Source organism: Rhodobacteraceae bacterium IMCC1335 (assembly GCA_039640495.1).
GTDB lineage: Bacteria > Pseudomonadota > Alphaproteobacteria > Rhodobacterales > Rhodobacteraceae > Thalassovivens.
The window spans coordinates 2,283,719-2,304,334 of the sequence record CP046864.1 but is presented as its reverse complement, the minus strand read 5'-3'; the positions used below and the strand labels follow the sequence as shown (position 1 = coordinate 2,304,334).

At 46.0% G+C, this 20,616-nt stretch carries 26 protein-coding genes; 17 read left to right on the top strand and 9 right to left on the bottom strand.

The annotated features are described in order from the left end of the window. The first annotated feature begins 19 nt into the window (after positions 1 to 19). The 8 genes from GN241_10990 to GN241_10955 all read left to right on the top strand — a co-directional run bounded on the left by GN241_10990 (position 20) and on the right by GN241_10955 (position 3,263). Positions 20 to 517 carry a hypothetical protein gene (locus tag GN241_10990; protein XAT57839.1) on the top strand — a complete coding sequence of 166 codons (498 nt, stop codon included), beginning with the start codon at positions 20 to 22 and terminating at the stop codon, positions 515 to 517. An 83-nt stretch (positions 518 to 600) separates the two neighbouring features. Then, a complete protein-coding gene (locus tag GN241_10985; protein ID XAT57838.1) occupies positions 601 to 912 on the top strand; it encodes a hypothetical protein in 312 nt (103 codons plus the stop codon). Beyond that, positions 909 to 1,199 carry a hypothetical protein gene (locus GN241_10980; protein XAT57837.1) on the top strand — a complete coding sequence of 97 codons (291 nt, stop codon included), beginning with the start codon at positions 909 to 911 and terminating at the stop codon, positions 1,197 to 1,199. The genes GN241_10985 and GN241_10980 overlap by 4 nt, the downstream gene beginning before the upstream one ends. A 63-nt stretch (positions 1,200 to 1,262) precedes the next feature. Next, positions 1,263 to 1,952, top strand: a complete 690-nt coding sequence (locus tag GN241_10975; protein XAT57836.1) for a TIGR02594 family protein — start codon at positions 1,263 to 1,265, stop codon at positions 1,950 to 1,952. 1 nt (position 1,953) lies between these two features. Next, positions 1,954 to 2,211, top strand: a complete 258-nt coding sequence (locus GN241_10970) for a hypothetical protein (protein XAT57835.1) — start codon at positions 1,954 to 1,956, stop codon at positions 2,209 to 2,211. After that, the gene (locus GN241_10965; GenBank protein ID XAT57834.1) at positions 2,208 to 2,570 is read left to right on the top strand and encodes a hypothetical protein; all 363 of its coding nucleotides are present in this window, start codon (positions 2,208 to 2,210) and stop codon (positions 2,568 to 2,570) included. The genes GN241_10970 and GN241_10965 overlap by 4 nt, the downstream gene beginning before the upstream one ends. After that, on the top strand, positions 2,503 to 2,814 hold the full coding sequence (locus tag GN241_10960) for a hypothetical protein (GenBank protein XAT57833.1): 312 nt from the start codon (positions 2,503 to 2,505) through the stop codon (positions 2,812 to 2,814). Before GN241_10965 ends, GN241_10960 begins: the two co-directional genes overlap by 68 nt. After that, the gene (locus GN241_10955) at positions 2,811 to 3,263 is read left to right on the top strand and encodes a hypothetical protein (GenBank protein ID XAT57832.1); all 453 of its coding nucleotides are present in this window, start codon (positions 2,811 to 2,813) and stop codon (positions 3,261 to 3,263) included. The genes GN241_10960 and GN241_10955 overlap by 4 nt, the downstream gene beginning before the upstream one ends. A 398-nt stretch (positions 3,264 to 3,661) precedes the next feature. Here the strand turns inward: GN241_10955 and GN241_10950 are convergent, their stop codons facing one another. From GN241_10950 to GN241_10940, 3 genes are all read right to left on the bottom strand, one after another. Further along, a complete protein-coding gene (locus GN241_10950) occupies positions 3,662 to 3,883 on the bottom strand; it encodes a hypothetical protein (protein ID XAT57831.1) in 222 nt (73 codons plus the stop codon). A gap of 524 nt (positions 3,884 to 4,407) precedes the next feature. After that, entirely contained in the window at positions 4,408 to 4,782 is a 375-nt protein-coding gene (locus GN241_10945; GenBank protein ID XAT57830.1) for a hypothetical protein, read from the bottom strand. Between the two features lie 68 nt (positions 4,783 to 4,850). Further along, positions 4,851 to 5,234, bottom strand: coding sequence for a hypothetical protein (locus tag GN241_10940; protein XAT57829.1), 384 nt, complete (start codon positions 5,232 to 5,234; stop codon positions 4,851 to 4,853). A 259-nt stretch (positions 5,235 to 5,493) separates the two neighbouring features. Between GN241_10940 and GN241_10935 the strand changes: the two genes are divergently transcribed. Next, on the top strand, positions 5,494 to 6,732 hold the full coding sequence (locus tag GN241_10935; protein ID XAT57828.1) for a hypothetical protein: 1,239 nt from the start codon (positions 5,494 to 5,496) through the stop codon (positions 6,730 to 6,732). A 110-nt stretch (positions 6,733 to 6,842) separates the two neighbouring features. Then, a complete protein-coding gene (locus GN241_10930; GenBank protein ID XAT57827.1) occupies positions 6,843 to 9,896 on the top strand; it encodes a DUF2075 domain-containing protein in 3,054 nt (1,017 codons plus the stop codon). Between the two features lie 114 nt (positions 9,897 to 10,010). On the opposite strand, the gene GN241_10925 is transcribed toward GN241_10930, so the two are convergent. The 5 genes from GN241_10925 to GN241_10905 form a co-directional block, all read right to left on the bottom strand. Further along, on the bottom strand, positions 10,011 to 11,111 hold the full coding sequence (locus GN241_10925) for an AAA family ATPase (GenBank protein XAT57826.1): 1,101 nt from the start codon (positions 11,109 to 11,111) through the stop codon (positions 10,011 to 10,013). Next, entirely contained in the window at positions 11,108 to 11,947 is an 840-nt protein-coding gene (locus GN241_10920; GenBank protein ID XAT57825.1) for a virulence-associated protein E, read from the bottom strand. Before GN241_10920 ends, GN241_10925 begins: the two co-directional genes overlap by 4 nt. A 321-nt stretch (positions 11,948 to 12,268) precedes the next feature. Continuing rightward, positions 12,269 to 12,466, bottom strand: coding sequence for a transcriptional regulator (locus GN241_10915; GenBank protein XAT57824.1), 198 nt, complete (start codon positions 12,464 to 12,466; stop codon positions 12,269 to 12,271). A 78-nt stretch (positions 12,467 to 12,544) separates the two neighbouring features. Then, a complete protein-coding gene (locus tag GN241_10910) occupies positions 12,545 to 13,096 on the bottom strand; it encodes a hypothetical protein (GenBank protein ID XAT57823.1) in 552 nt (183 codons plus the stop codon). Further along, complete coding sequence (locus tag GN241_10905) at positions 13,089 to 14,285, bottom strand: DUF4102 domain-containing protein (protein ID XAT57822.1); 1,197 nt, start codon at positions 14,283 to 14,285, stop codon at positions 13,089 to 13,091. The genes GN241_10910 and GN241_10905 overlap by 8 nt, the downstream gene beginning before the upstream one ends. Before the next feature lie 410 nt (positions 14,286 to 14,695). On the opposite strand from GN241_10905, the gene GN241_10900 reads away from it, so the two are divergent. Both GN241_10900 and GN241_10895 read left to right on the top strand, forming a co-directional pair. After that, a complete protein-coding gene (locus GN241_10900) occupies positions 14,696 to 15,088 on the top strand; it encodes a hypothetical protein (protein ID XAT57821.1) in 393 nt (130 codons plus the stop codon). 1 nt (position 15,089) lies between these two features. Continuing rightward, on the top strand, positions 15,090 to 15,992 hold the full coding sequence (locus GN241_10895) for a hypothetical protein (GenBank protein ID XAT57820.1): 903 nt from the start codon (positions 15,090 to 15,092) through the stop codon (positions 15,990 to 15,992). Between the two features lie 1,066 nt (positions 15,993 to 17,058). Here GN241_10895 and GN241_10890 read toward each other — a convergent pair. Beyond that, positions 17,059 to 17,787 carry an SDR family NAD(P)-dependent oxidoreductase gene (locus GN241_10890; GenBank protein ID XAT57819.1) on the bottom strand — a complete coding sequence of 243 codons (729 nt, stop codon included), beginning with the start codon at positions 17,785 to 17,787 and terminating at the stop codon, positions 17,059 to 17,061. A 194-nt stretch (positions 17,788 to 17,981) separates the two neighbouring features. On the opposite strand from GN241_10890, the gene GN241_10885 reads away from it, so the two are divergent. From GN241_10885 to GN241_10865, 5 genes are all read left to right on the top strand, one after another. After that, positions 17,982 to 18,185, top strand: coding sequence for a hypothetical protein (locus GN241_10885; protein ID XAT57818.1), 204 nt, complete (start codon positions 17,982 to 17,984; stop codon positions 18,183 to 18,185). Between the two features lie 120 nt (positions 18,186 to 18,305). Next, positions 18,306 to 18,620 carry a DUF3764 domain-containing protein gene (locus tag GN241_10880; GenBank protein XAT57817.1) on the top strand — a complete coding sequence of 105 codons (315 nt, stop codon included), beginning with the start codon at positions 18,306 to 18,308 and terminating at the stop codon, positions 18,618 to 18,620. Positions 18,621 to 18,763: 143 nt separating this feature from the next. Further along, complete coding sequence (locus GN241_10875) at positions 18,764 to 19,138, top strand: hypothetical protein (GenBank protein ID XAT57816.1); 375 nt, start codon at positions 18,764 to 18,766, stop codon at positions 19,136 to 19,138. A 72-nt stretch (positions 19,139 to 19,210) separates the two neighbouring features. Next, positions 19,211 to 19,663, top strand: coding sequence for an aldehyde-activating protein (locus GN241_10870; protein XAT57815.1), 453 nt, complete (start codon positions 19,211 to 19,213; stop codon positions 19,661 to 19,663). 136 nt (positions 19,664 to 19,799) lie between these two features. Continuing rightward, positions 19,800 to 20,423 (top strand): DUF1989 domain-containing protein, encoded by a 624-nt coding sequence (locus GN241_10865; GenBank protein XAT57814.1) that lies wholly within the window; start codon positions 19,800 to 19,802, stop codon positions 20,421 to 20,423. Positions 20,424 to 20,616 lie beyond the last annotated feature (193 nt).

Sequence of the window (20,616 nt, the reverse complement as noted above, 5' to 3'; positions counted from 1 at the left end):
CCCTAAGAGCGGCGGGGTAATGCGTCCACGTTACAGCATTGATACCCCGCCACCTGACTATCCTGACTTTGTGGCGGTGCTGGCAGGCGAAGGCGTCTGGTTTGTTGACCTTGAGCGCAGTCGTATGAACGCGCTTGCGGAGGTGGATCAGATCCATGCTAGGCAATTACGCCAGCTGACAGGCAATGCGACCATCGAGGAGCGCGACACGTGGGCACCCAAGGCCAATGCCGCCCGTGCGCTGTTGGCTGGCACTGCGTATGATGCGCAGGCTGCGATGGTGGGGTTCGAGGCTGCGCAGCGTGGCATTTCGGCGGAAGAGCTGGCCCATGCCATCCTTGCCCGTGCGGCAGCGTTTGAACAGTTGATCGGCGTGGCAAGCGCGATCCGCACGAAAGCCCGCGCAGCGTTCAAGGCGGCTGAGACGTTGGATGAAATGCTCCTGGTGGGTCAGGCTCTCTATGCGGAAGCCGACGCGGCCATTGCGCAGATCAGCGCGGCGCAAGTCAAAGCCTGAACCGAAGTCGGCTCAGGCGGATGGATAACAAAACAAACCGGCGGTGAACAAATATACCCACTGAAATGGAGTTGAGTGGAAAAATGGAAGATCAGACAAGTTTGGCGGCGCTGTTTGCCAATATGAAAGAGCAAATGACCCTGCTGGCCTTTTCTGGCATTGGTGGGGCGTTTTTCCGGACTGTGCTGGCCCCTGAAGAACAATGGAAGCGCCGCATTGTGCAGGGGATCAGTGGTGCATTGTCTGCCATTTTTCTTGGCGGTGTTCTGGCCCATGTTATCGACGCGATGACCGGCGCGGGGCTGTTGTCCTATTTGGCCGCAGGTTTCTTGATGGGGTCAGGCGGCGAATTGGCCGTGAAGGCCATGCAAGACAGTCTGATGGTGAAGAAATGAACATCCTCTTGGTTGCTGATAACATCGTGTCATCGGCGCTGGTCATCGTGTGTTGGTGGCTGGCGCATCAGAATTCTGGCGGCCGTCAACCTTTCAAACGTGCCATCGCCACGGGGTACAGTCTGCTGGCAATGACGGTGCTGGCCTCAATGATGATTCTCAGCGTTTCTGATCTGCGGTGGTTAGTGCCCTATGCTGAATTGGCTGGGCGTACCGTTTTAACTGTAACCCTTGGCGCTGTTGCCGTCCGTCTAGCGGTGCTCCATTCCCCGCCGCCCGATCACTGATCACCTCACATTTTGAACCTTAACCGGCCCGCCATCGTGCGGGCCTTTTCTTTGGAAATTTCCATGACGATTGACTGGTTCGCCGTCCAGAAACGGCTGAAAGACCTTGGGTTCAATCCCGGTTCGATTGACGGGGTGCGCGGCCCCAAAACTGATGCGGCGGTCATCGCGTTCAAGCGCAGCGTGGGCTTGCGTCCGCGCCCCTACATTGGTCCGCTGACCTATGAAGCCCTGATGGGCGCACAGGTCCAGAAGGGCGGCAAGCCTGCTGATCTGCCATGGATGGCTGAAGCGGCGCGTGTTCGGGGGTTGCATGAGGCCCGTGACCTTGGCCAGTTGCGCGGCTGGTTCGATAAATCTGTCAGTTGGATCGATCCACGCGACGTGCCGTGGTGCGGCGCATTTGTTGCCACCTGTTTCCGGCAATGGAAGCTCGGCATCGACATCCCGGAAAACCCACTTGGCGCGCGTAACTGGGGCAAGTTCGGCCAGCGTTGCGATCCGCAGTTCGGTTCGGTTCTGACCTTCTGGCGCGGTAGCAAGTCCGGCTGGAAGGGGCATGTGGGGTTCTATCACGGTGAAGATGCCACCCACTTCCATTGTTTGGGCGGCAATCAATCGAACGCTGTGACGGTGTCGCGCATCGCTAAGTCGCGGCTACTGACCGCGCGTTGGCCCAGCGATTTTCCACTGTCCGGCAAGCGCCTTCAGGTGAGCGCAGCGGGCGTCCAGACCACCACAAACGAGGCGTGACATGCTGAAATTCTTTGGCCGCTATATGATTGGCGGCAGATCGGGCAAGCGGGAACAGGCATGGGCCGTGTTCCTGCTGTGGTGTGGTGCCTTCGGCTGGATGGCTGCGAAAGAGGCCGCAGGCGTTCCTATGGATGGCACCCAGTCTATCCTGTCGCTGGCTTTTCCCATGGTCATCGCCAATCTGGCCTTGGCTCATGGCATGGAGTGGGTCAGCACCCAGACCAACCTTGGGTCCACATGGGGTGAAGGCGAATGATGGCGCTGGCCTTACGTTACGGCGGGCGGTTGTTGTCCAGTCGCGGCGGTCTGGCCGTGGTGCTGTGCGCCCTGCTGTGGGGCTGGCACGTTTATGACAAGCGGCAGGCCATCAACACGGCGCGGGAAGGTTTTGTGCAGCAGTTCGAATTGACGGCGACACAAGCCGAGTTGGAAGCCCTGCGCCGCCGGATGGCTTCTGCGAGAGAGGCCAATCGCGTTCTTCAGGAAAAGGTGCAGGTGGCAGAGGGTGAAGCCCTTCGCTTCGCTGCTGAATTGGAGGTGTTCGAGCATGAGACTGGAATCAATCCTGATGGCGTTGTTGATTCCGATCTTATTGGCCGCTTGCGGTCAAACTGATCTGAGCCGCATCGACGCCGCAGCACAGGCCGTTGGTGAGGCCCGCGCAGCTGATGTCTGGCCGGAATTACCTGCTGATTGTCGCCAGATATCCCGCAGCGGCATTCAGCAAGGTGACAGGCTGGATGTGGCAGTCCTGAAAGCAGATGAAGCGTTATCGCGCCAGAACGCCCGCACGGTGCGATGTGCGGGTTGGTACGACCAGCAACGCGCTGATGCTGCTGCGGCGGGTATGGTCGAATGATCACGCTTGCTTTCTACAAAGGGCGTGGCAAGACGCGCTGGCAGCGGTTGCAGGATGTGGCCATTCGGTTTGCAACCCGTGGGCGCTATAGCCATGTTGAATTGATTGCGGGCGCTGCGTTGCATGGCGACATTGCGCGGTGCTTGTCTTCATCGGGTCGGGATGGTGGCGTTCGCGCCAAGCGCATCCTGCTTAGACCGGAAAATTGGGATTTAGTCGAACTTCGGATCGATCCTGCCAAGCCTGCCCAGTTCATCCATGACCGCATCGGCGAGCAGTATGATTACAAGGGTATTCTGCTGTCGCAGGTTTTCGCCCTTGGGCGTCACGATGAATCACGCTGGTTTTGTTCCGAGATATGTGCAGCTGCGCTTGGCCTGTCCAATTCGCAGCGGGTTTCACCGCAGTTTCTGTTCGATGTTGTGACGTGGGACAATCGGTCAAAATAGCGGTTATCAGGTTCATGGCTTGTTCAGTGTTTGTCCTGATAACTGAGACACACTAAGTGCCTGATTAGATTGTGCATACATCTGGATTTGCAATCCGCTGAAATGCGTTTTCAAGCGTGGTCCACCCTCATTGTAAGTCATTGATTTGTTTAGGGGCTTATAACCCCTTTTCGTGGTCCACATGACCCCTGTTTTATATGGGTGAAACGGCGATATTTGTTGACCGTGTGGGGGCACCATATTTCATCATAAAAATATTACATATCAACACGTTAGTTTTTATTGATGAAATTTGTCCCCCCTTTAGTCCCCCCTTTTGTTGACGGTACATCAAAAGTTTGGCACGCGGGCGCGCCTGTGCGTCGGCGCGTTATTTTCTGCGGTAGGGGTGGTTGTCATTACTTTTTGACGATTAAATTCATGCGGCTGAGAAAGCCCATCGTTAGATCTTTAGGCTTTGAGGGTTGTTCAGATTTTAAAGCGCCGCTCTTTATTTGAGGCTTATCGTTCAGTCCATACTGAAACTCTTGATCAAAAAGCTCACGTTCTTGTGTGGTCATTTCGGATACTTTTTTACCTGCCATTGAATTTCTGAGCGCCTGCTTTTCATTATCTGACATGCAAAAAACTCTCCATCTATAAAAGTAGTGGTAATGTACCACCTCCAGCAACGAATGGGGTAGCGCAGTAATCTTTAATTCTTATTTTTGTCGGTACATCGATAAACTATCTGATAAGTATTGTTACCCTTCACGCCGCAGTTGTTGCATCTGGCTCTCTGACGTACCTGATGGGCTGTGGCGTCGCCGCCTACTACAGCAATCAGGTTTGCCACCTCTAGAAGCGTATGACGTTTACAGATGCCGCAGGTGATGTTGAGTTGGTGCTGTGGTATGGTGGATAGTCTGGTCATTGATGCGCTTTTATTATCTCGCTCACGAAGGCTTATTATTTTTCAGCACCGCTTCGTTTAAGTGCATCTTGAATTTGAGATGCTTACGAATGAACTTCGTAATGCCGAACCAAATGACCTCTGATCCGCGCACGATCAATGGATCGACTAAGGTTTAGGGCGAGGCTAGAGCGGCTTTGAAGGATGCTGGTGTTGAGGGGCTGATCGCTCAGCCCGCTCATTAAATTGAATTTAAATCTTACAATGCTGCGCCCAATACTCACTGTCCCAATAAATATCAAAACTGAATTGCAACTCATCTTTGACGACGAAATGATGGACGGCCTTGCCGCTTAAACCGCCATCTGCAGTACAACTACAAAACACAACAACATCGGTTTCATTGGCGACAACTTTATCAATGTTGGGCATAAATCCCGGCCATGCATCATTAAGCTTACTTAAAACACCTTCAAGAAATGCAGGAAATCCGTGGTAAGTTCCCGACAAAGCATGCTGAGCATGCATGGTGTAAGTACATTCTGGATGATTTAGTTTGGCTAAAGCATCCATATCACCCGCGCCAAAGGCTGCATAAGCGGACATCACTACTTCTTCGGCGGTCATAATTTTCTCCTTTTACTGTTTTAAGGGATGTTGGTGTTGAGGCGCTGATCGCTCAGCCCGTTCATTAATCAAAAGATGCCCCAAATGGCATCAAGCTGTGTAAGTGCGGTAGCTCCGAATAAAATAGTTACAACAGTCTTAAACATGCCCCAAGGTGCTTTAAGGAACTTTGCTCCAAAGTTTGAAGCAGCTTCCTCTGCATCCATATCATCAGCGTTTGCCTTAAGGTCATCCATGCAATCAAAAGAATTGATCATGACAAAAATAAACGTCGCCAAGACCATTACGGAAATTGCTAGTGAAGGTAAATCTCCACCCTGCGAAATGATAAATAGCGTAACTAAATTGCTGAATATTGCGATCGTAAATCCCCAGTATAAGTCTCGCCCCCTCGTGGCTCCATTCCGCTGACGTCGATCACGATCCGCTACAATGTTCATAATATCTGACATTTTCCTCTCCCTAGTTATGGCTACCGCTATCGAAAAGGATTGATCCGTTTCTGTCAAATATTACGCCACGAAAGATAATATCAACATGACACGGGGCGAAAAAATATGCGCATTTATTGAGCATTATTGCCTAATTCCAGAAGGCGCTGTGTCTCCGTCCGCGTTTTCTTAACAGATTAAAATGTATCACCTGTTTTGATTGGCGTACGGGCCATTTGAAAATTTGTGGCATTAATCTGGCTTGAACGCAGGCACTGTGATGCTTGATGATCTGAGACCTATGTGTTTGGTTTACAGCATGAAGAATCTAAGTTTTCTGAAAAGCGGTCTGTTCGCTTTATTACTCGTTATTTACACTGGCGTTGCCTTTGCCGAAGAGCGCAGGTACGGCAGCTTTATATATAATTCCAAAATTCCCAACGCTCTGTTTTTTATGTCTTTAATTAATAATGGTGATGACTTTGAGCTGAGAAAAGCGCTGCGAAATCATGAAATAGATACTATTGTTTTGGCTAGTCCAGGCGGCAGTGTCTGGGCTGGCCTAAGCATGGCTGGAATTATTTTCGATAAGAAACTAAGAGTTTACGTCCCACCAAAGGGAGTATGCGCATCTGCTTGTTCTTTCATGTTTTTCGGGGGAAATGAGCGGTTGAACCACGGTAAATTGGGAGTTCACCAATTTGCTTCTCCTGATGCTTCAAAGAAAGAATTGGCCGGTAAGACTCAAGCACAATCTCAGTTCACGGTTTCCGAAATAATTGGATTTCTAAATGAGTTTAATACGCCCAGATTTGTACTTGAACGTATGTTTGAGGATCGTCAAATGTACTGGTTTAATGATGAAGAAACCGACCAGCTTAATTCAAAAGAGTTTACCCTAAATCAAGCCACTCAATCCTCAATCTCCGGATACATCGCCGAGAAGATAGATGCTGCCGCTAAAGAACCTGCGCGGCCTGACTACTCTGCAGAAGAATTAATTACATCAATTCAGGAAAGACTGAACGAAATTGGTTGTTCTGCAGGCGTAGCAGATGGTATTTGGGGACATAGGACTAACGCTGCTGCTGTCTTATTCGCTAGTAGAGTAGGTTTACCAACATCACAAAAGGATCTTATTTCGGAAGCCTTTTTGAATGCACTATCCAATGCAAAAGAAGGAGCTTGTCCTAAATCAATTGTGTTGAGATCATTTTTTCAAAGTTACACACTTTCATGCAGTAATGCGGTCAACCTTTCCAAAGCAAAGCCAGCAAGACTAAACAATGTTGTTTATAATCGTTCAAATGGAATTGGTAGCTTTAGGATAAAATGGAAGGATAGGGCAGCAAAGAGAGTAAACTTCAAGAAAGTTTCGAACAAAAGTATCTCAATCAAATTTGTTGAAGGCGCACTGCAATCCTCTTTGGTGATAGATAATACAGGAAAAGTAATAAGTTTTAGCTGGCGGCCCCACGTACAGAAATACTGTAAAAAGTATACTGCTCGGGCCAGATGATCTGAACGCTGCTGGATAGGGTTTTAAAATACTAGCTTACCTCACGTAAGTCGAACATCGTTTCTAACAATCAGATTGACCTTTTAAAGATATCTTTGTGATATCTTCACATGGCCTCATTTAACGAATTTATAAATTCCATAATCGCAGATGGAAATGACGGAAAAGCTTTTGAGCTTTTCTGTAAACACTTTTTGGAAACCGCTCCGGAATATAAAGACCAGTTTGAAAAAGTCTGGCTCTGGGACCAGTGGCCAAACAAGTGGTCGCACGACAAGGGCATCGATTTAATTGCTAAATACAAAGGCCGCGATACCTACTGTGCAATACAGGCAAAGTGCTACGCAGCTCACAATACTGTTCCATATGATGAAGTCACAAATTTCTTAGCTGACAGCAATCGAAGTGAGATCGAAGATCGCATTTTGATGATGTCGACCAATCGGCTTAACGAAAGGACTTCCAAGGAAGTTATTCAAGGGCAGGAAAAGCAAGTTGTAATTCGCGACCGCCACTATTTTGAAAGTATAAATTTCAACTACCCCAGTCATATCTCTGAATTGAGCAAAGCTTCCTTAAAACCAAAAGCTGAACCGCGAAAACATCAAGCCAAAGCAATTGCAGATGTTGAAAAAGGACTAATAGAAAACGACCGCGGTCAGTTGATTATGGCGTGCGGGACAGGAAAAACATTCACAACGCTATGGATTAAAGAGCGTTTAAGAGCGAACACAGTGCTTGTTTTACTTCCCTCCCTTAGCCTGCTCTCGCAGACCATGCGTGAGTGGGTTTGGGGTGCCAGTGAACGATTTGAGGCATTAGCAGTCTGCTCTGATCCTACTGTGGGTAAATCTAAGAAGGGCGATGAAGATATTTCCACTTCAGAAGTCGGTAGGGTCACATGGCAAGTTGAGGAAATTAAGTCCTTTATGACTTCCACAACTCCCAAGGTTATTTTTTGTACTTATCAAAGCTCAGAGCTTATTGAAGAAGCGCAAAGAGATGCTGAAATTCCGGCGTTTGATTTAGTCGTTTGTGATGAGGCCCATAGATGCGCTGGCAAATCAGACGCTGGCTTCGCGACGGTCCTTCATCATGATAAAATAAAAGCAAAGAAGAGATTATTTACGACCGCCACCCCACGTTATTACGGAAAATCCATCAAAAGCGCTGCTGAGGGCAGGGGCGTCGAAATCATCGGAATGGATGACGAAAGTAAATTTGGTCCCGTTTTACATAAGCTCACATTTGGGCAAGCCATCGAGATGGATATGCTCACGGATTACCAAGTGGTCGTGGTTGGTGTCGATGAGCCTATGGTGCGAGATTGGATTGCCGATGGTGAAATAATTTCCACAGGTAAAGATCACACTACTGACGCGCGCACCTTGGCCGCCAAGATAGCGGTCCTGAAGGCAATCAAAGATTATGATTTGAAACGAGTGATTTCGTTTCACGGAAGTATTCCACGCGCGAAAGATTTTGCTCAGGAGGTAGAGCAAGTCTCAGAGATTATCGAGGTCGAGCAAAGGCCTTCCGGAAAGATTTGGTCAGAACATGTTGATGGAACTATGTCAGCCGGAAAAAGGCGCGATTTAATCAACAACCTAAAAGGGCTGGATGGTTTTGACGTAGGCTTGCTAACTAATGCGCGCTGCCTGTCAGAGGGTGTTGATGTACCTTCACTTGATGGGATTGCCTTTGTTGATCCAAAAGGGAGCCAAGTTGACATTATTCAAGCAGTAGGTCGAGCTATTCGCAAAAGCGACAACAAAGCGAAGGGTACAATCGTGCTGCCAGTTTTCTTAGAAGCAGGCGACGACCCAGATACAGTTATAGATGCCAGCAACTTTAAGCCGGTTTGGGATGTGCTGAAGGCGTTGCGAGCGCATGATGAAATTCTCGCTAATACTCTTGATCAACTAAGGTTGGCTACCGGCCGAAAAGTAAATAAAAATATTGATCACATCGACAAAGTAGTAATTGATGTACCGCTGGAAATAACCCCTGATTTTGCCGCAGCTCTTAGGGCTGAATTAGTCGACGCTACGACCCATTCTTGGTATTTTTGGTTTGGGTTACTTGAAAAATATATAGAAAGTAAGGGAGATGCTAAAGTTCCTTCTAAGTATGTGACTGAACAAGGTTTTAAGCTAGGAATCTGGTGCGATACCCAACGTGTGAGGTATAAAAGTCAAAACTTAGAAACAGCTCGATTTAAAGCGTTAGATGAACTGCGATCAGTTGGCTGGGTTTGGTCTTTATTTGATTTTCAAAGAGAGCAAAACATTCGTGCGATCAAACGTTTTTATGATCTTGAAGGTCATGCAATTATAAAGGATCGATATATTGCCCCAGGCGGCGAAAAGCTTGGTGCAGTGGCAAAAAGTTTTAGGCAGGCTTACAATTCTGGCACTCTTGAAAAAAAATGGGTTGTATATCTCGAAAAAGAATTAAAATTTAAATGGAATTTGGGCCAATTTTGGTGGTTGGAGCAATATAAAGCTCTGCGACGCTGGCATCTAAAAAATCCATACTCTTCGCCATCTCGTAGTTTACGGGTCCAAATTAAAGTAACCGAAAGATATTCCGAAACTAGAAATCTTGCGCAATTTCAGCAGAGTTTAATAACATCTTTTAATTGGTATAGCGGGAAAAGAGGGCGATCTGGTCGGTCTGTGGCTCCAAAGCGTCTTACGGAAAAACAAATATTAGCTATTGAAAGAATTCCCAATTGGAGCTGGACAAAGCGTAAGGATGAGCAAGACAAATGGCGCGCTGTATTAAGAGATTTCCTTTCGACCAATAACGTTAGCGTTTTGAAGAGTGAAACCATCCATAAGGGCTACGCTATTGGAAGAAAAATCGCAAAATTAAGATCTAAAAATAGAAAAAAGCCGCTTCCAAGCCACGAGTTAGATTTTTTGACAGAGATGGGAATAAACTTAGATCCCTTTCAACAGCAGTGGGAGCATGCCTACAATTTACTTCTCAATTATGTGGAAGAACATGAAACAGCGAATGTACCTCAGTCCACGTCTCACGAGGGGTTCAAATTAGGCGCTTGGATTTCAACACAGCGGCAATCATACAAAGACAACAAGCTTTCGCAGGAGCGAATTAATCGGCTCTCAAATTTAAAAGATTGGGCTTGGATTTCTTAAAAAGCAAGGACACGTCGGACATCAGGACACCCTATTAGGGGGGTGTCCATGTCTGTCCGTCAGCGAATGTCCCGCTAGACAAGTCAGACATGTCCATCAAATGTCTTGTCTGTCCTATTCATGAATAATCCAAACTTCATCATTATAACAATGAACTATGCCGCTTTCTTGAAGTCTTGCGGATTGGCGCGTGAAGTCTTTTTTAACGGATTCTTCCTTCGCTCCGCTGTCTATTCTCATTTTCAAAAATACTGAACGCCAGTTGTCGATAGAAACTACATTGCGATTGGCGGGGTAATTTTCCTTATCAGCCATCTTACGGCCAAACTGTGCTATTGCCGCGTCTAGGGCCTGCTTGGCTATGCGTTCATTCGGGCTGACCTTCTTCGCGCGTCCTACATTGCTCAAGTCTGCGTCTGACTGCTCGACCACGCAGCTGGTTATCAGGTCATGTTCATCATCAAGGCCAAGCTCTATGACGCGCAACGTAAAGCCGACTTTTTTGCCGTTTTCCATATCGCGTTGCTTTTTGGTTTCTGCAATGCGGATTGCACCATCAACTTTGACCTCAATTTCTGTATCCACAGCTGCGCGAAGGGACGTGTGTCCTCGTGCGCCTCTGCTTTTATCCTTGCCTGTGTGGTGAATGATCATGACATGGCAATTATAGTGAGCCTTAAGCTTGCCAATATTTTGGATAAACTGCGCCATGTCCGCTGAGTCATTTTCTGAGCCGGCGCCGATTGACATGGCCAGCGTATCAACAACAATTAACGACAGCTTTTGCTCCGGTATCGCAGCAGTAATGGCCTGAGCATCTTGCTTGCCGTGCAAATCGACTTGGAGCGGAAGCAGTAAGAAATTATCGCTGTCACGCTTTTCTTTCAGAAACGACTTGGCTCTGCTGATAGCCTCAATTCGCGGCGCAAAACTCTTTTTACCGCCTTCGCACGCCAAATATAGAACCTGCCCAATTCGCGTTTTATGTCCCATCCATGACTGGCCCGTTGCAATATGGACTGCAATATCCAGTGCGAGGAATGATTTGCCGCAATTACTGTCCCCATAGATGACAGACATAGTGTCTGAACCAAGCCAGCCTTTCACAAGGTAATCACTTTTTAGATCAAAGCTTATATCCGCTGCGCTCAAGACTGCGTTTTTAATTTGGGACACGCGTTGGTTTTCAACTGGGGTAGCTTGCTGCCAATTCATAGCGGACCTCCGATTTCAGATAAAAGTTCATCATTCCAGTCGCGCCCGAGGGGTGGGATCATTGTTGAGGCATTCCAGCCCTGCAAAGACGCTCGCTGGCCGAGGTCATAGCTCGCGGCCATTCCTACTTTGTCGCCATCAGAAAAAATCATCAAATCCCTGCAATCATCTGGCAACGCAAATTTCCGCATGCCGGTAGCAGAAAGTGATGCATAAAAATTGGCGCGGTGATCGCCGCTCATACGCCGAACTGCGAGCGCATTTTCGATACCTTCGGCCACTGCGAGATACGAACCTGTTCCGCCCACGTAAACTGAGCCTCCTCCGCAAGGACCAAGCATCTTTTTACCAAGTTTTTTCCCATTAGCATTCAAAAAGGTGCGATGTAATCCAACAATTCGCCCGTGACGACGCACAGCGCAAACCATTGCTGGCCGTTGGGTGCTGTCATCAGAAAAGTGCAGTTTAGGATGAAAGCGCATATCATCTGAGTAAATTTCGAGACCGCGCGACTTAAGATAAACCTCCGCTATGGTTCCATTGAGAGCTATAGTTTGCTTCCAGATACTGAGCGCATACGCTGTGCGCTCTGCCTCGCTTTTTTGCGGGGGTTCTGCTCGAATGTATTTGCTGCCATCTTGTAAGTGTTCACCTTTCAAGCCGGTTGCAGCAAGGATTTCCTCGAAGCTGCATCCCGCAAAGCAGTGGAGAAGCAGTTTGCCATCCTTCGTATGATTTATGCTGAGTGATGGTGTCCCGTCATCATGGGCGGGGCATGTGTCAACATATCCATTTCCATTGCGCTTTGCTTTTGCGGAAAGTGGGAAGTTGATCATTTGCAGTCCCTCCGCTTTATCTTTTCGGGCAACTTTAGAAGTTCGTCCTTAATTTCTGAGCTGCAGAGCAAATTTAAATGCGAACAGACGTCGATAAGGCTGTCGCGCGTAGTGTGATAGCTCTTACCCACCCAAACGCCTCGGTTCGGCTTTTTCGTGGATCGCTTTTGAATGATGAATTGGAGTCCGTGGCGGCACAAAATAATACGCCAACCATTGCGAAGCTCCATAATCGCATTTTTATAGTTGTCATCCCGCTCGCGATGTGATTGAGGCGCTGTGACATATACCCCCGTGACATTTCGTGGGCGGGCGGGGGTTTCATGAGCGCTCATCTTGGCCCTCCTGAAGCTCCAAAATGCGTTTGTCGACCTTTTGCTCGTACCAGTATGAGCGCCGGCCCATTTTAATGGGCTTTGGCAGCCTTCCTGCCTCTAAATCAGTGTATATTGCAGAGCGTGATCTGTTTCCCAGCTTGGACTGCAGCTGTTGAAAGTTGATCAAGTTATTTGCGTTCATGATGTGCATCCTCGTGCAGTTACGGATGCTTTCAGTTTTACGGGTTGAAATTCTTCGCGTAAAAAGACAGAACTGAGGTCAGGTTTTGTCCAACGGGAAACGCTTTATTTCACGGGACCAAGCGCGCATTATCGCAAAAGAATCTTGGTAACCGGCAGCAAGGTCTAGATCAAATAGAACGTCCCAAACCACGTCCGCGGCGCAGATTTTGTTTATGCTCGTAGTCTCATTCTTAGTGGGTTGCATTCCCGTCCGCATGCATTCCAGAATGGCGATTCTTAAGCAAGTTGAGAAGCTGACATCTTTTGGACGGCCACCCTTGTTTTGAGGTTTGAATTTTGGATCAAGTTTGTATTTCGCGTCTGCCACTCTCGCTATGGCTGGGACTTCGAGACCATTAAGGTCAGCATAGGCAATGCCTTCGTTAAGTTTGTTGTGCCATTCATAACTGAGCTGCGCATCGGCGACTAAGCTTTCGGGCGATGCGATTAGGATCTTATATCCGATTTCGTCTGAGCTGCCAAAAATCAACTCACCGTTAATTTCATAGATCTCAACGCTTGGGGTACCGCTTTTATATCCCTCGAAGATGAAGCGCACTTTATTTTTGAGTTGCTCGAGTTCATCCATGGGGTAGCTTTTCAACATCCACGGCACCATCTCTGGTCACAAAATTTGCCCAGCGTTCCATTATGGGTCGGCGCTCTTCAACGAGTTCGGTTCTAGTATATCTTCGAGCAACAGAAGTCCCGACCTTGTGAGACATAATTGTCTCTTGAATATAATCCGACCCGATTGAATTTTCTGTCATCCAAGTTTTCATGCTTGCCCTGAAGCCTCCTGGGCGTGCTTGAATTCCTAAGCGCACCATGTGCTGCCGAGGCGTATTGATGCTCATGACTGGATTTTTGCCATCGCTGGGGAATAGGTTTCCGTTTTTGCTAAACGGCTTTAAATGGTCGATTATCCGCAGCGCTTCTAGTGATAAGGGTATGCTGAAGGCCTCTGCACGCTTAACCTCGCCCTTCATAAATTCCTTTGGGATCGTCCAGACATCGCCATCGATTTGATCAAGATTGATTTTTGTCAGCGGGCCAACCCGAGAGTTTGTGAGGATCAAAAGCCTTAAAGCCAGATGCGTCTGACTTAGTTGATCTAGGCTTTTATAAAAATCAGGGATCTCTTTATACGGCATCGATGGGAGGGGAGTTTCTTGATGATTTTGTTCCCCGAGGAGCGTCTTGGCTTTGAGGGTAAGTCCGAGATCAACGTCAAGACCAGCGGCTGCGGCATGCTTTATGGCAATATTAATTCTATTGATACATTTGCGTGCAACATCTGGGTGGACGTGCCAAAGCGACTTTAAGCAATGCGCTACGTCTCTTTGCGTTAGAGATGTGATTTCTAGATCGCCGAGTTTTGGCAGAACGTGCTTTTTAACTGGGCTTAGCCAGCGACCTGCTTTGCCTCCGTCTTTAAGTGTCGGCTGTTTTGCTTCAAATGCCTCAAGCATTACTTGTTTGAATGTAGTATTGTACCGCAGGTTATCTGAAATCACACGGTTCCTAGCCTGCCTTGGGTCAATGCCTTGCTTCGCGAGGTTCACGTAATGATCGCGAGCTTCTCTAGCGGCCTTGAGGCCAATTTCGGGGTAGCCGCCTAATCCCATTTCATGCCGCGCGGCATTGAGCCTGAACCGCAGAAACCAATCCGAGGTTCCAGAAGCGCGTTTGCGAAAGAAAAGACCCGCTCCATCGAGATGCTTCCCCGTTGGTGCTGTTTTTAAGAATGCATTTGTGAGTTTGTTTGCGGCGGCCAATTCTTGTCCCCCCTTTCGTCCCCCCTTTTTTACTGGATGCACGCAAGTAAAGAAAGGTATTAAAGGACAAGTTATCCATAAAAAATTGGATTAATATGAGGCTTTAACGCGTAGAAGTTTATCCATGGATATTCGTGTTGTGCCGTGTGGGGGCACCATTATTTTCCTAACATATTGATAACAAACGATAAGTGCATTTTGCGCGGTACTCGCGTGGTCCACATTGGGATTTTTAGGGCATCTGACGGGGTCGAACGCGAAAATCGTGGTACACCTTGCCCTTATTTTTATAGTGCAAACGCCGTTATTCTTGCTCCCCAGTGGACTCGCATTAATTTGAGGTGAACTACCTTACGGTTGAAAGCAGCTGTCAGAAATATTAACTGCGTTGGATTGACAGGAGAAATTTTATGGCCGGAAAGAAACGAGCATTCATTAGCTTCGACTATGATAACGACAGCACAGTAAAAATGTACTTGGCTTGGCAAGAGAAGAACCCCGACAGCCCATTTGAGTTCAAAGACAATTCGGTTAAAGCGCACTTAACTGGAGATTGGGAACAAAAGGTTCAGCGTAGGATGGACAACATTGATGTTGTGATCGTGCTTTGTGGCACCAAAACCCATACTGCATCTGGCGTTGATGCTGAGCTGAGGATTGCGAAAAAGCTGAACAAGCCCTATTTTTTACTGGCCGCGTATAAGGACAAACACTGCACAAAGCCAAGGGCCGCATCTGCAAACGACAAAGTCTACTATTGGACTTGGCCCAATCTTAAGCTGCTGATCGCAGGGCGCAGGTAGAATGAGAGCATTTTTGATACATCGAACTGCTCTTCGTGATGAAGCGAAGGCGTTCTTTGCATCGTTGAAGCGAACGGATGGAATTTACGTTGAGCTTTCAATTCTAAAGAAGTCATTCGGTTCCAAATGGAAGTTCCAAGCAGAAAGCAAGATAGAGTCTTCGGAGATAGTTGTTGTTTACGATCTGGAAGCCTGCGAGGATTCTGAAAACACGGTTTGGGAAATTGAACGGGCAAAGGAACTTGGCAAACCCGTTTTGACGCTATCGCGTAGTGACATCAACACAAGAAATGTCGCTGAATTGCAGTCAGCCTACAGCTTCAGTTCTGAGTTTGAGGAGTGTTTCGAAGAAGAAGCACGGGATGCGGCCCAAAGCTTGGAATTATACAAGATAATGGTGACTTCCTCTGAGCAACTTATTCAAAGACGCCAAATCACGAATGGCTTTTTCATCACTGTTATCGGTGCCATCGTTGGTGCTTCAGGATTGATCGTCAAGGAAAAGGTTCTAACGGATAGTACTGTCTTGGTTCTTCTGTTTCCACTGATGATTGGGCTACTAATGTGCCGATCTTGGTCAAATTTGATCAACAACTACGGCAAATTAAACGCAGGTAAATTCCAAGTTATTCACAAACTTGAACAAAAATTTGAAGCGCAGATATTTGCCGCTGAGTGGGTGGCGCTTGGGAAAGGAGTACGAAAAGAAAAGTACGAATCTTTTACAAGTACCGAGCAAAATGTCCCTAAGTTATTTTCGTATTTGTTGTGGGCGGCAATGTTGCTGACGTTGTTGATTGCAGATTGGCAGCCCATACTCGATTTCATTCAGACCGGATGGACAGTAACCACAAAATTTGTATCAGGTATCTTGAATCGCTTCCCGGCTGGCATCAGCGGATAATTCACCGAAAAATCAGTCATGGTGATGAAGCAAACGTGGTCCACATGTCTGGTAACCTATTGATATGTTTAGGGCGGTTTGGGGCTTAAACGTGGTCCACATCATCCTTATTTTTAAGGCAAATATGGCGCTATTTGTGGGTCGTGTGGGGGCACCATAAAATCAATAACTTAGATGACTTTAAAGCCTCTATGGGGAATATTATCACCTAAATAGGTTTCACTTAGGTTTCACCGTTAGGCTGATAAGTCTATCTGAAACTCAAATATATCGCTCATTATACCAAATCATTTTGACCAGACCCCCACCCCAGGGGTACCCCCTATATTGAGAAAGGCTTTATATAAAACCATGTATGAAGAAATGCTGAATTAGTTGGCAAATGGATTAGATTGAATTTATAAGATGTTTGGCTGCCATTGGTCCGCGGGAGAAGCGGTCACGCAAGCATAATATCGAGTTCAACTATAACAGCTGTGTGACACTAGCCTAGTGCCTGCACTTGTTACATTGAGTGTGGACCAAATGTATATTGATCAATCAAGTGTAGTAACTTGTGAATTTGCTGAATTATGCAGTGGCGCCGATCATAGCGCCAATTATCAAGAATGAAGCGCAGACGGCAACAATCAAAGGCATTAAGTTAAAATTGTCTAAGGTTTTGGAACTCAGTAATGTTCCACAACTTGGGCAATCTTCACTTAAAGAATTGCATATAGCTTCGCACTTATAGCAGATTTTCCGTTTCATACCGTGAGAAATATAACGCCAGTGCTCATAGTCAAAGAATACATAGGTATACTTTCAACGCACATTTTATCTGCATAAAATTCAACCAGTGAAAACTAGGTTATGGCTAAAATATGATCAATTACTCATCGGAGTGCATAAGCACAGCCATATCGCTCGCTTTACAGCACGAAGCATTGAACAACACTCAGGCGTCAGGCTGTCACATGCGAAGATTACCAGTGGCTGGTAGGTTGCTAAGATAACGCTCTCACATTTTATTTTCTCAGGGTACGTCAGCTTTGAGTTTTAAAAGTTGAGATATCTTATGACCAACTTAAAGATGCATATCAGGACTTTTCCAGGGCGAACGTTGGGGTTGTACGGTTATCTCAGTCGGACAAGCTGTTGTGGAAGTGCTTAAAATAAATTGAACAACTTGCGATATATCCTCTGGCTGCATCATTAGTTCTGGATTTAAACGTTCAGGATTCACCATCGATGTATTAACAAATCCAGGGTTTATAGTGCAAACTTTAGTACCGTATTCCCTAACATCTTTAAAAAGAACCTCCATGTAACCATCGATAGCCCGCTTTTGAGCGGTTTGAATACCTATGCCTGTATGTGGTGCGTCTCCAGAGTTTATTCGAATAACAGCACCACCTGGTGCCTTATTAATTTGTGGAAGTAAGTGCCTTGCAAAATGATATGTGCTGCGAAGATTTGCATCTAAAATATCATCCCAAACCTCTAAGTCGCACTCATCAGCTGAAGACTTATTATAGTTTCCTGCACAGTGAATTAAATAGTTTAATCCGCCAAGACAGTCGATTGCCTCTTCACAACATTTTTTAATTTCCTGACTTTTGGATATGTCACAGGAAAAGGTAAAACATGGATTTCCAGACGAAGAGCAAATTGAAAAAACATCTTCAAGTTTCTGTTTATCACGGCCAACTAAAGCGCAATGCACACCATTTTTGGCAAGCATGGTTGCTACTGCACTTCCCATTCCACCACTTGCACCAATGATTAGAGCTTTTTTGCCAACAAAATTGTCCATAGTCTCTTCTAGGCTCAGTAACCCAACATCACCGTGTCCAATCCAAATATTTAGTAGTCAAAAGCAAGTCAAGATAAATAAGGACATAACGAGAGGTCGTAACAGAATTATGAAAAAACGATCTGACAAAAATGGTGTGATCTCTGCGGTGGCAGGCTCATGGGCCGTATCCAAACACTGAGCAGACTGTTTTCGTGAAAACGGGTGTAGCTAGCGGTGTGGGCATAACTGTTTATCAAAATGAAAAAGCGCGTTTGGCTGGACATGAGATACGTAAAAAAGGACTGCAGACAGATATTTTTAGCAAGCATTTAAAAGATACCGTGGTCTTGGAAGGCGATGTGCTCATTCAATTTGGCAGAAATATCATAGAAGAAGAAAACCAACTTACCAAATGAGCGGCGTACTCATAAGTATTATTCTGAATATGATACAAAACATCGATAACGCCACGTTATGATTGCTTTTCGCCTGACCAGCCTTCATAACTAATTACGTTTGGCCGATCGGAGAGGGAAATGGCAATTATAGTGAAAAGTTCAATAAAACTTTCAAAAGGTTTTGATACTTGGCAAACGATGGTAAAGTCACAAGAAGACAGAATTAAAGAAATGGGAATTAAGTTTCTGTTTGCTGGTACTGAGAAGAATGATCCTACTCAACTTCATGCAATTATGATGTTTCCTAGCATGGAAGTGCTTCAAGCCTTTGGTTCTGATGCAGAGTTGACTGAAATTAGAAGGCAAGGCGGTGCCGGCATTGAAAGCGGCGTAATGACACCAATATCAGAAGAATATTTTACCAATTATCCAGACGCTCACATGAAACATTAGCTAGTAAAAATCTACGCATTTTGCATTTGGATTTGGAACGAAAAGAGCCTCCACAACTTATAAGGTTAAGTTCACGGGGGCTTAAAAAATTCTAAAAATATCTAAACGGGCTCATCACAAGCAAACAAAATGAAGGTTGAAATATGCTCAAGGAACGTTTTTCTAAACATTTTTTTGTTATCCACTCATTTGTATCTGATGAGGCGCGTCAAGAATATTTAACGCCGCCTGAAAAACGTAATCCGCCCCAACCACAAAAGTCAGAATTGCAGTGGGCAGTAGAAGCGATTGGCGAACACGCTCAATGTATGCAGACTTGGTGTGGAAACGATGACTTCTTTTACTGTCACTGGATTGCTGAAAGTGAAGATGATGTTTATCAGCAACTGAATGCCTTTGAACTTGAAGGCACAGTGGTTAATTCCAGGGTCAGCGAGATGCACCAATTTGTGTCCGCTTATCGGGCCTCCGATGAAATTATGCGTCAGTACCCTGCTGAAGGTGATAAATGGGAATAAACCTTATGCGCACCAAACTCATTGTACTGCTGATTACAATCCCTAAGCAGATAGCGGTTTTGGAGATATAAAATGAAGAAAATTGGTTCATGCCATTGTGGCAGTATCGAAATTAAATCGAATTATGCCCCAATGCTTATTAACCAATGTAATTGTACAAGTTGCAGGAAACTATACAGCGTTTTGTCCGTAACGGGTATTTTTTCGCAAGAAGAAATCGAAGTTTCCGGTGACTTAAAAAAATATACCTACAACGGAGGGAGCGGAGGAGATATTGAGCTATTTTTTTGTCCTAACTGCTCCACGAAAGCCTTCTACAGTGTTGAGGTTATTGAAGGGTTAGCCATTATTCCTATTGGAACTCTTGATGATAGCACGAAGCATGAACCCGACATTGAAATTTTCACCAATTCAAAGCTCAACTGGCTTTCAGATAATGGATGCATTTCAGAGCGTTTTGAGGAAGCAGCTGTCATGGAAAGAATTGAAAAAGTTATATTATCTCTTTCAGAACGTGAATTATAAAGCGAACTCTGTTATCGCTTGCTGTTAGATAAAGTAGCGCCATCCCTAGGGCCACTCCCTAGATTTTGTAGGGCTTTATGTAAAACTATGCATGAACAAATGGGCCCTAGATGTGGTTCTATTTTGAAAATCTGATATCCCTGAATTAAGAGATAGAAGGAGTGAAAATTTGGGTATTTACGAAGAAGAGGTCGCAGCTAAAACTTCATGGTCAGGAGTTGTAAAAGAGGGCCAACGCCTGAAGATAACTGACCTTGAAGGTCAACAAGCCGTAGACTTTCTCTGCTATAATAATGTTGATCGCTCAGATCGATATTCAGCTACTAACACGGTTAAAGTTCAGGGTAATGTCTATGTAGGATTAGGTAGTGTATTGTACTCTGATAGTGGCACCCAGTTACTTGAGGTGGTGGAAGACACTATTGGGCGGCATGACACTATTTATGGCTGCTGCAGCAATCCTAACAACAAGCTCAGATATGGCGTTGAAACGACGGAGTCCTGCTACGATAACTTTCAGGCTGAGCTTATCAAAAACGGGATGGGTAAAGAGGCTATAGTTCCCAATATAAATTGGTTTATGTCGGTTCCTGTTTTGGAAGACGGATCGGCTGGCGTCGATAATGTAACTCTTAAACCAAATAGCTATGTAACACTGCTGGCTAAGACAGACACTTTAGCAGTGCTGTCCAACTGCCCTCAGATGCATAATCCCTGCAATGGTTATAATCCCACGCCGGTAAGGGTAGAGATTTATTGATATACTAAGTTAATCTTAAGCTCAGATTCTCACACTGGTGTGTTTTAAAAACTAGTCCGCGTTGGCTTGTAAATTTGCTGTAATTGGTGTATGGAAGATATGTAGTAGATGTGAATAGCACATTTATCTGAACTCCATTAGCTGCAAGCGAGATCGCCATTTCATGGCACCTCTAGTCTTGCTCTGATGGAGA

What these genes read in the sequence shown, in the direction of transcription:
- GN241_10990 (XAT57839.1), top strand. Translation starts at nt 20, where the DNA reads ATGCGTCCACGTTACAGCATTGATACCCCGCCACCTGACTATCCTGAC.
- GN241_10985 (XAT57838.1), top strand. Translation starts at nt 601, where the DNA reads ATGGAAGATCAGACAAGTTTGGCGGCGCTGTTTGCCAATATGAAAGAG.
- GN241_10980 (XAT57837.1), top strand. Translation starts at nt 909, where the DNA reads ATGAACATCCTCTTGGTTGCTGATAACATCGTGTCATCGGCGCTGGTC.
- GN241_10975 (XAT57836.1), top strand. Translation starts at nt 1,263, where the DNA reads ATGACGATTGACTGGTTCGCCGTCCAGAAACGGCTGAAAGACCTTGGG.
- GN241_10970 (XAT57835.1), top strand. Translation starts at nt 1,954, where the DNA reads ATGCTGAAATTCTTTGGCCGCTATATGATTGGCGGCAGATCGGGCAAG.
- GN241_10965 (XAT57834.1), top strand. Translation starts at nt 2,208, where the DNA reads ATGATGGCGCTGGCCTTACGTTACGGCGGGCGGTTGTTGTCCAGTCGC.
- GN241_10960 (XAT57833.1), top strand. Translation starts at nt 2,503, where the DNA reads ATGAGACTGGAATCAATCCTGATGGCGTTGTTGATTCCGATCTTATTG.
- GN241_10955 (XAT57832.1), top strand. Translation starts at nt 2,811, where the DNA reads ATGATCACGCTTGCTTTCTACAAAGGGCGTGGCAAGACGCGCTGGCAG.
- GN241_10950 (XAT57831.1), bottom strand. Translation starts at nt 3,883, where the DNA reads ATGTCAGATAATGAAAAGCAGGCGCTCAGAAATTCAATGGCAGGTAAA.
- GN241_10945 (XAT57830.1), bottom strand. Translation starts at nt 4,782, where the DNA reads ATGACCGCCGAAGAAGTAGTGATGTCCGCTTATGCAGCCTTTGGCGCG.
- GN241_10940 (XAT57829.1), bottom strand. Translation starts at nt 5,234, where the DNA reads ATGTCAGATATTATGAACATTGTAGCGGATCGTGATCGACGTCAGCGG.
- GN241_10935 (XAT57828.1), top strand. Translation starts at nt 5,494, where the DNA reads ATGCTTGATGATCTGAGACCTATGTGTTTGGTTTACAGCATGAAGAAT.
- GN241_10930 (XAT57827.1), top strand. Translation starts at nt 6,843, where the DNA reads ATGGCCTCATTTAACGAATTTATAAATTCCATAATCGCAGATGGAAAT.
- GN241_10925 (XAT57826.1), bottom strand. Translation starts at nt 11,111, where the DNA reads ATGAATTGGCAGCAAGCTACCCCAGTTGAAAACCAACGCGTGTCCCAA.
- GN241_10920 (XAT57825.1), bottom strand. Translation starts at nt 11,947, where the DNA reads ATGATCAACTTCCCACTTTCCGCAAAAGCAAAGCGCAATGGAAATGGA.
- GN241_10915 (XAT57824.1), bottom strand. Translation starts at nt 12,466, where the DNA reads ATGAACGCAAATAACTTGATCAACTTTCAACAGCTGCAGTCCAAGCTG.
- GN241_10910 (XAT57823.1), bottom strand. Translation starts at nt 13,096, where the DNA reads ATGGATGAACTCGAGCAACTCAAAAATAAAGTGCGCTTCATCTTCGAG.
- GN241_10900 (XAT57821.1), top strand. Translation starts at nt 14,696, where the DNA reads ATGGCCGGAAAGAAACGAGCATTCATTAGCTTCGACTATGATAACGAC.
- GN241_10895 (XAT57820.1), top strand. Translation starts at nt 15,090, where the DNA reads ATGAGAGCATTTTTGATACATCGAACTGCTCTTCGTGATGAAGCGAAG.
- GN241_10890 (XAT57819.1), bottom strand. Translation starts at nt 17,787, where the DNA reads ATGGACAATTTTGTTGGCAAAAAAGCTCTAATCATTGGTGCAAGTGGT.
- GN241_10880 (XAT57817.1), top strand. Translation starts at nt 18,306, where the DNA reads ATGGCAATTATAGTGAAAAGTTCAATAAAACTTTCAAAAGGTTTTGAT.
- GN241_10875 (XAT57816.1), top strand. Translation starts at nt 18,764, where the DNA reads ATGCTCAAGGAACGTTTTTCTAAACATTTTTTTGTTATCCACTCATTT.
- GN241_10870 (XAT57815.1), top strand. Translation starts at nt 19,211, where the DNA reads ATGAAGAAAATTGGTTCATGCCATTGTGGCAGTATCGAAATTAAATCG.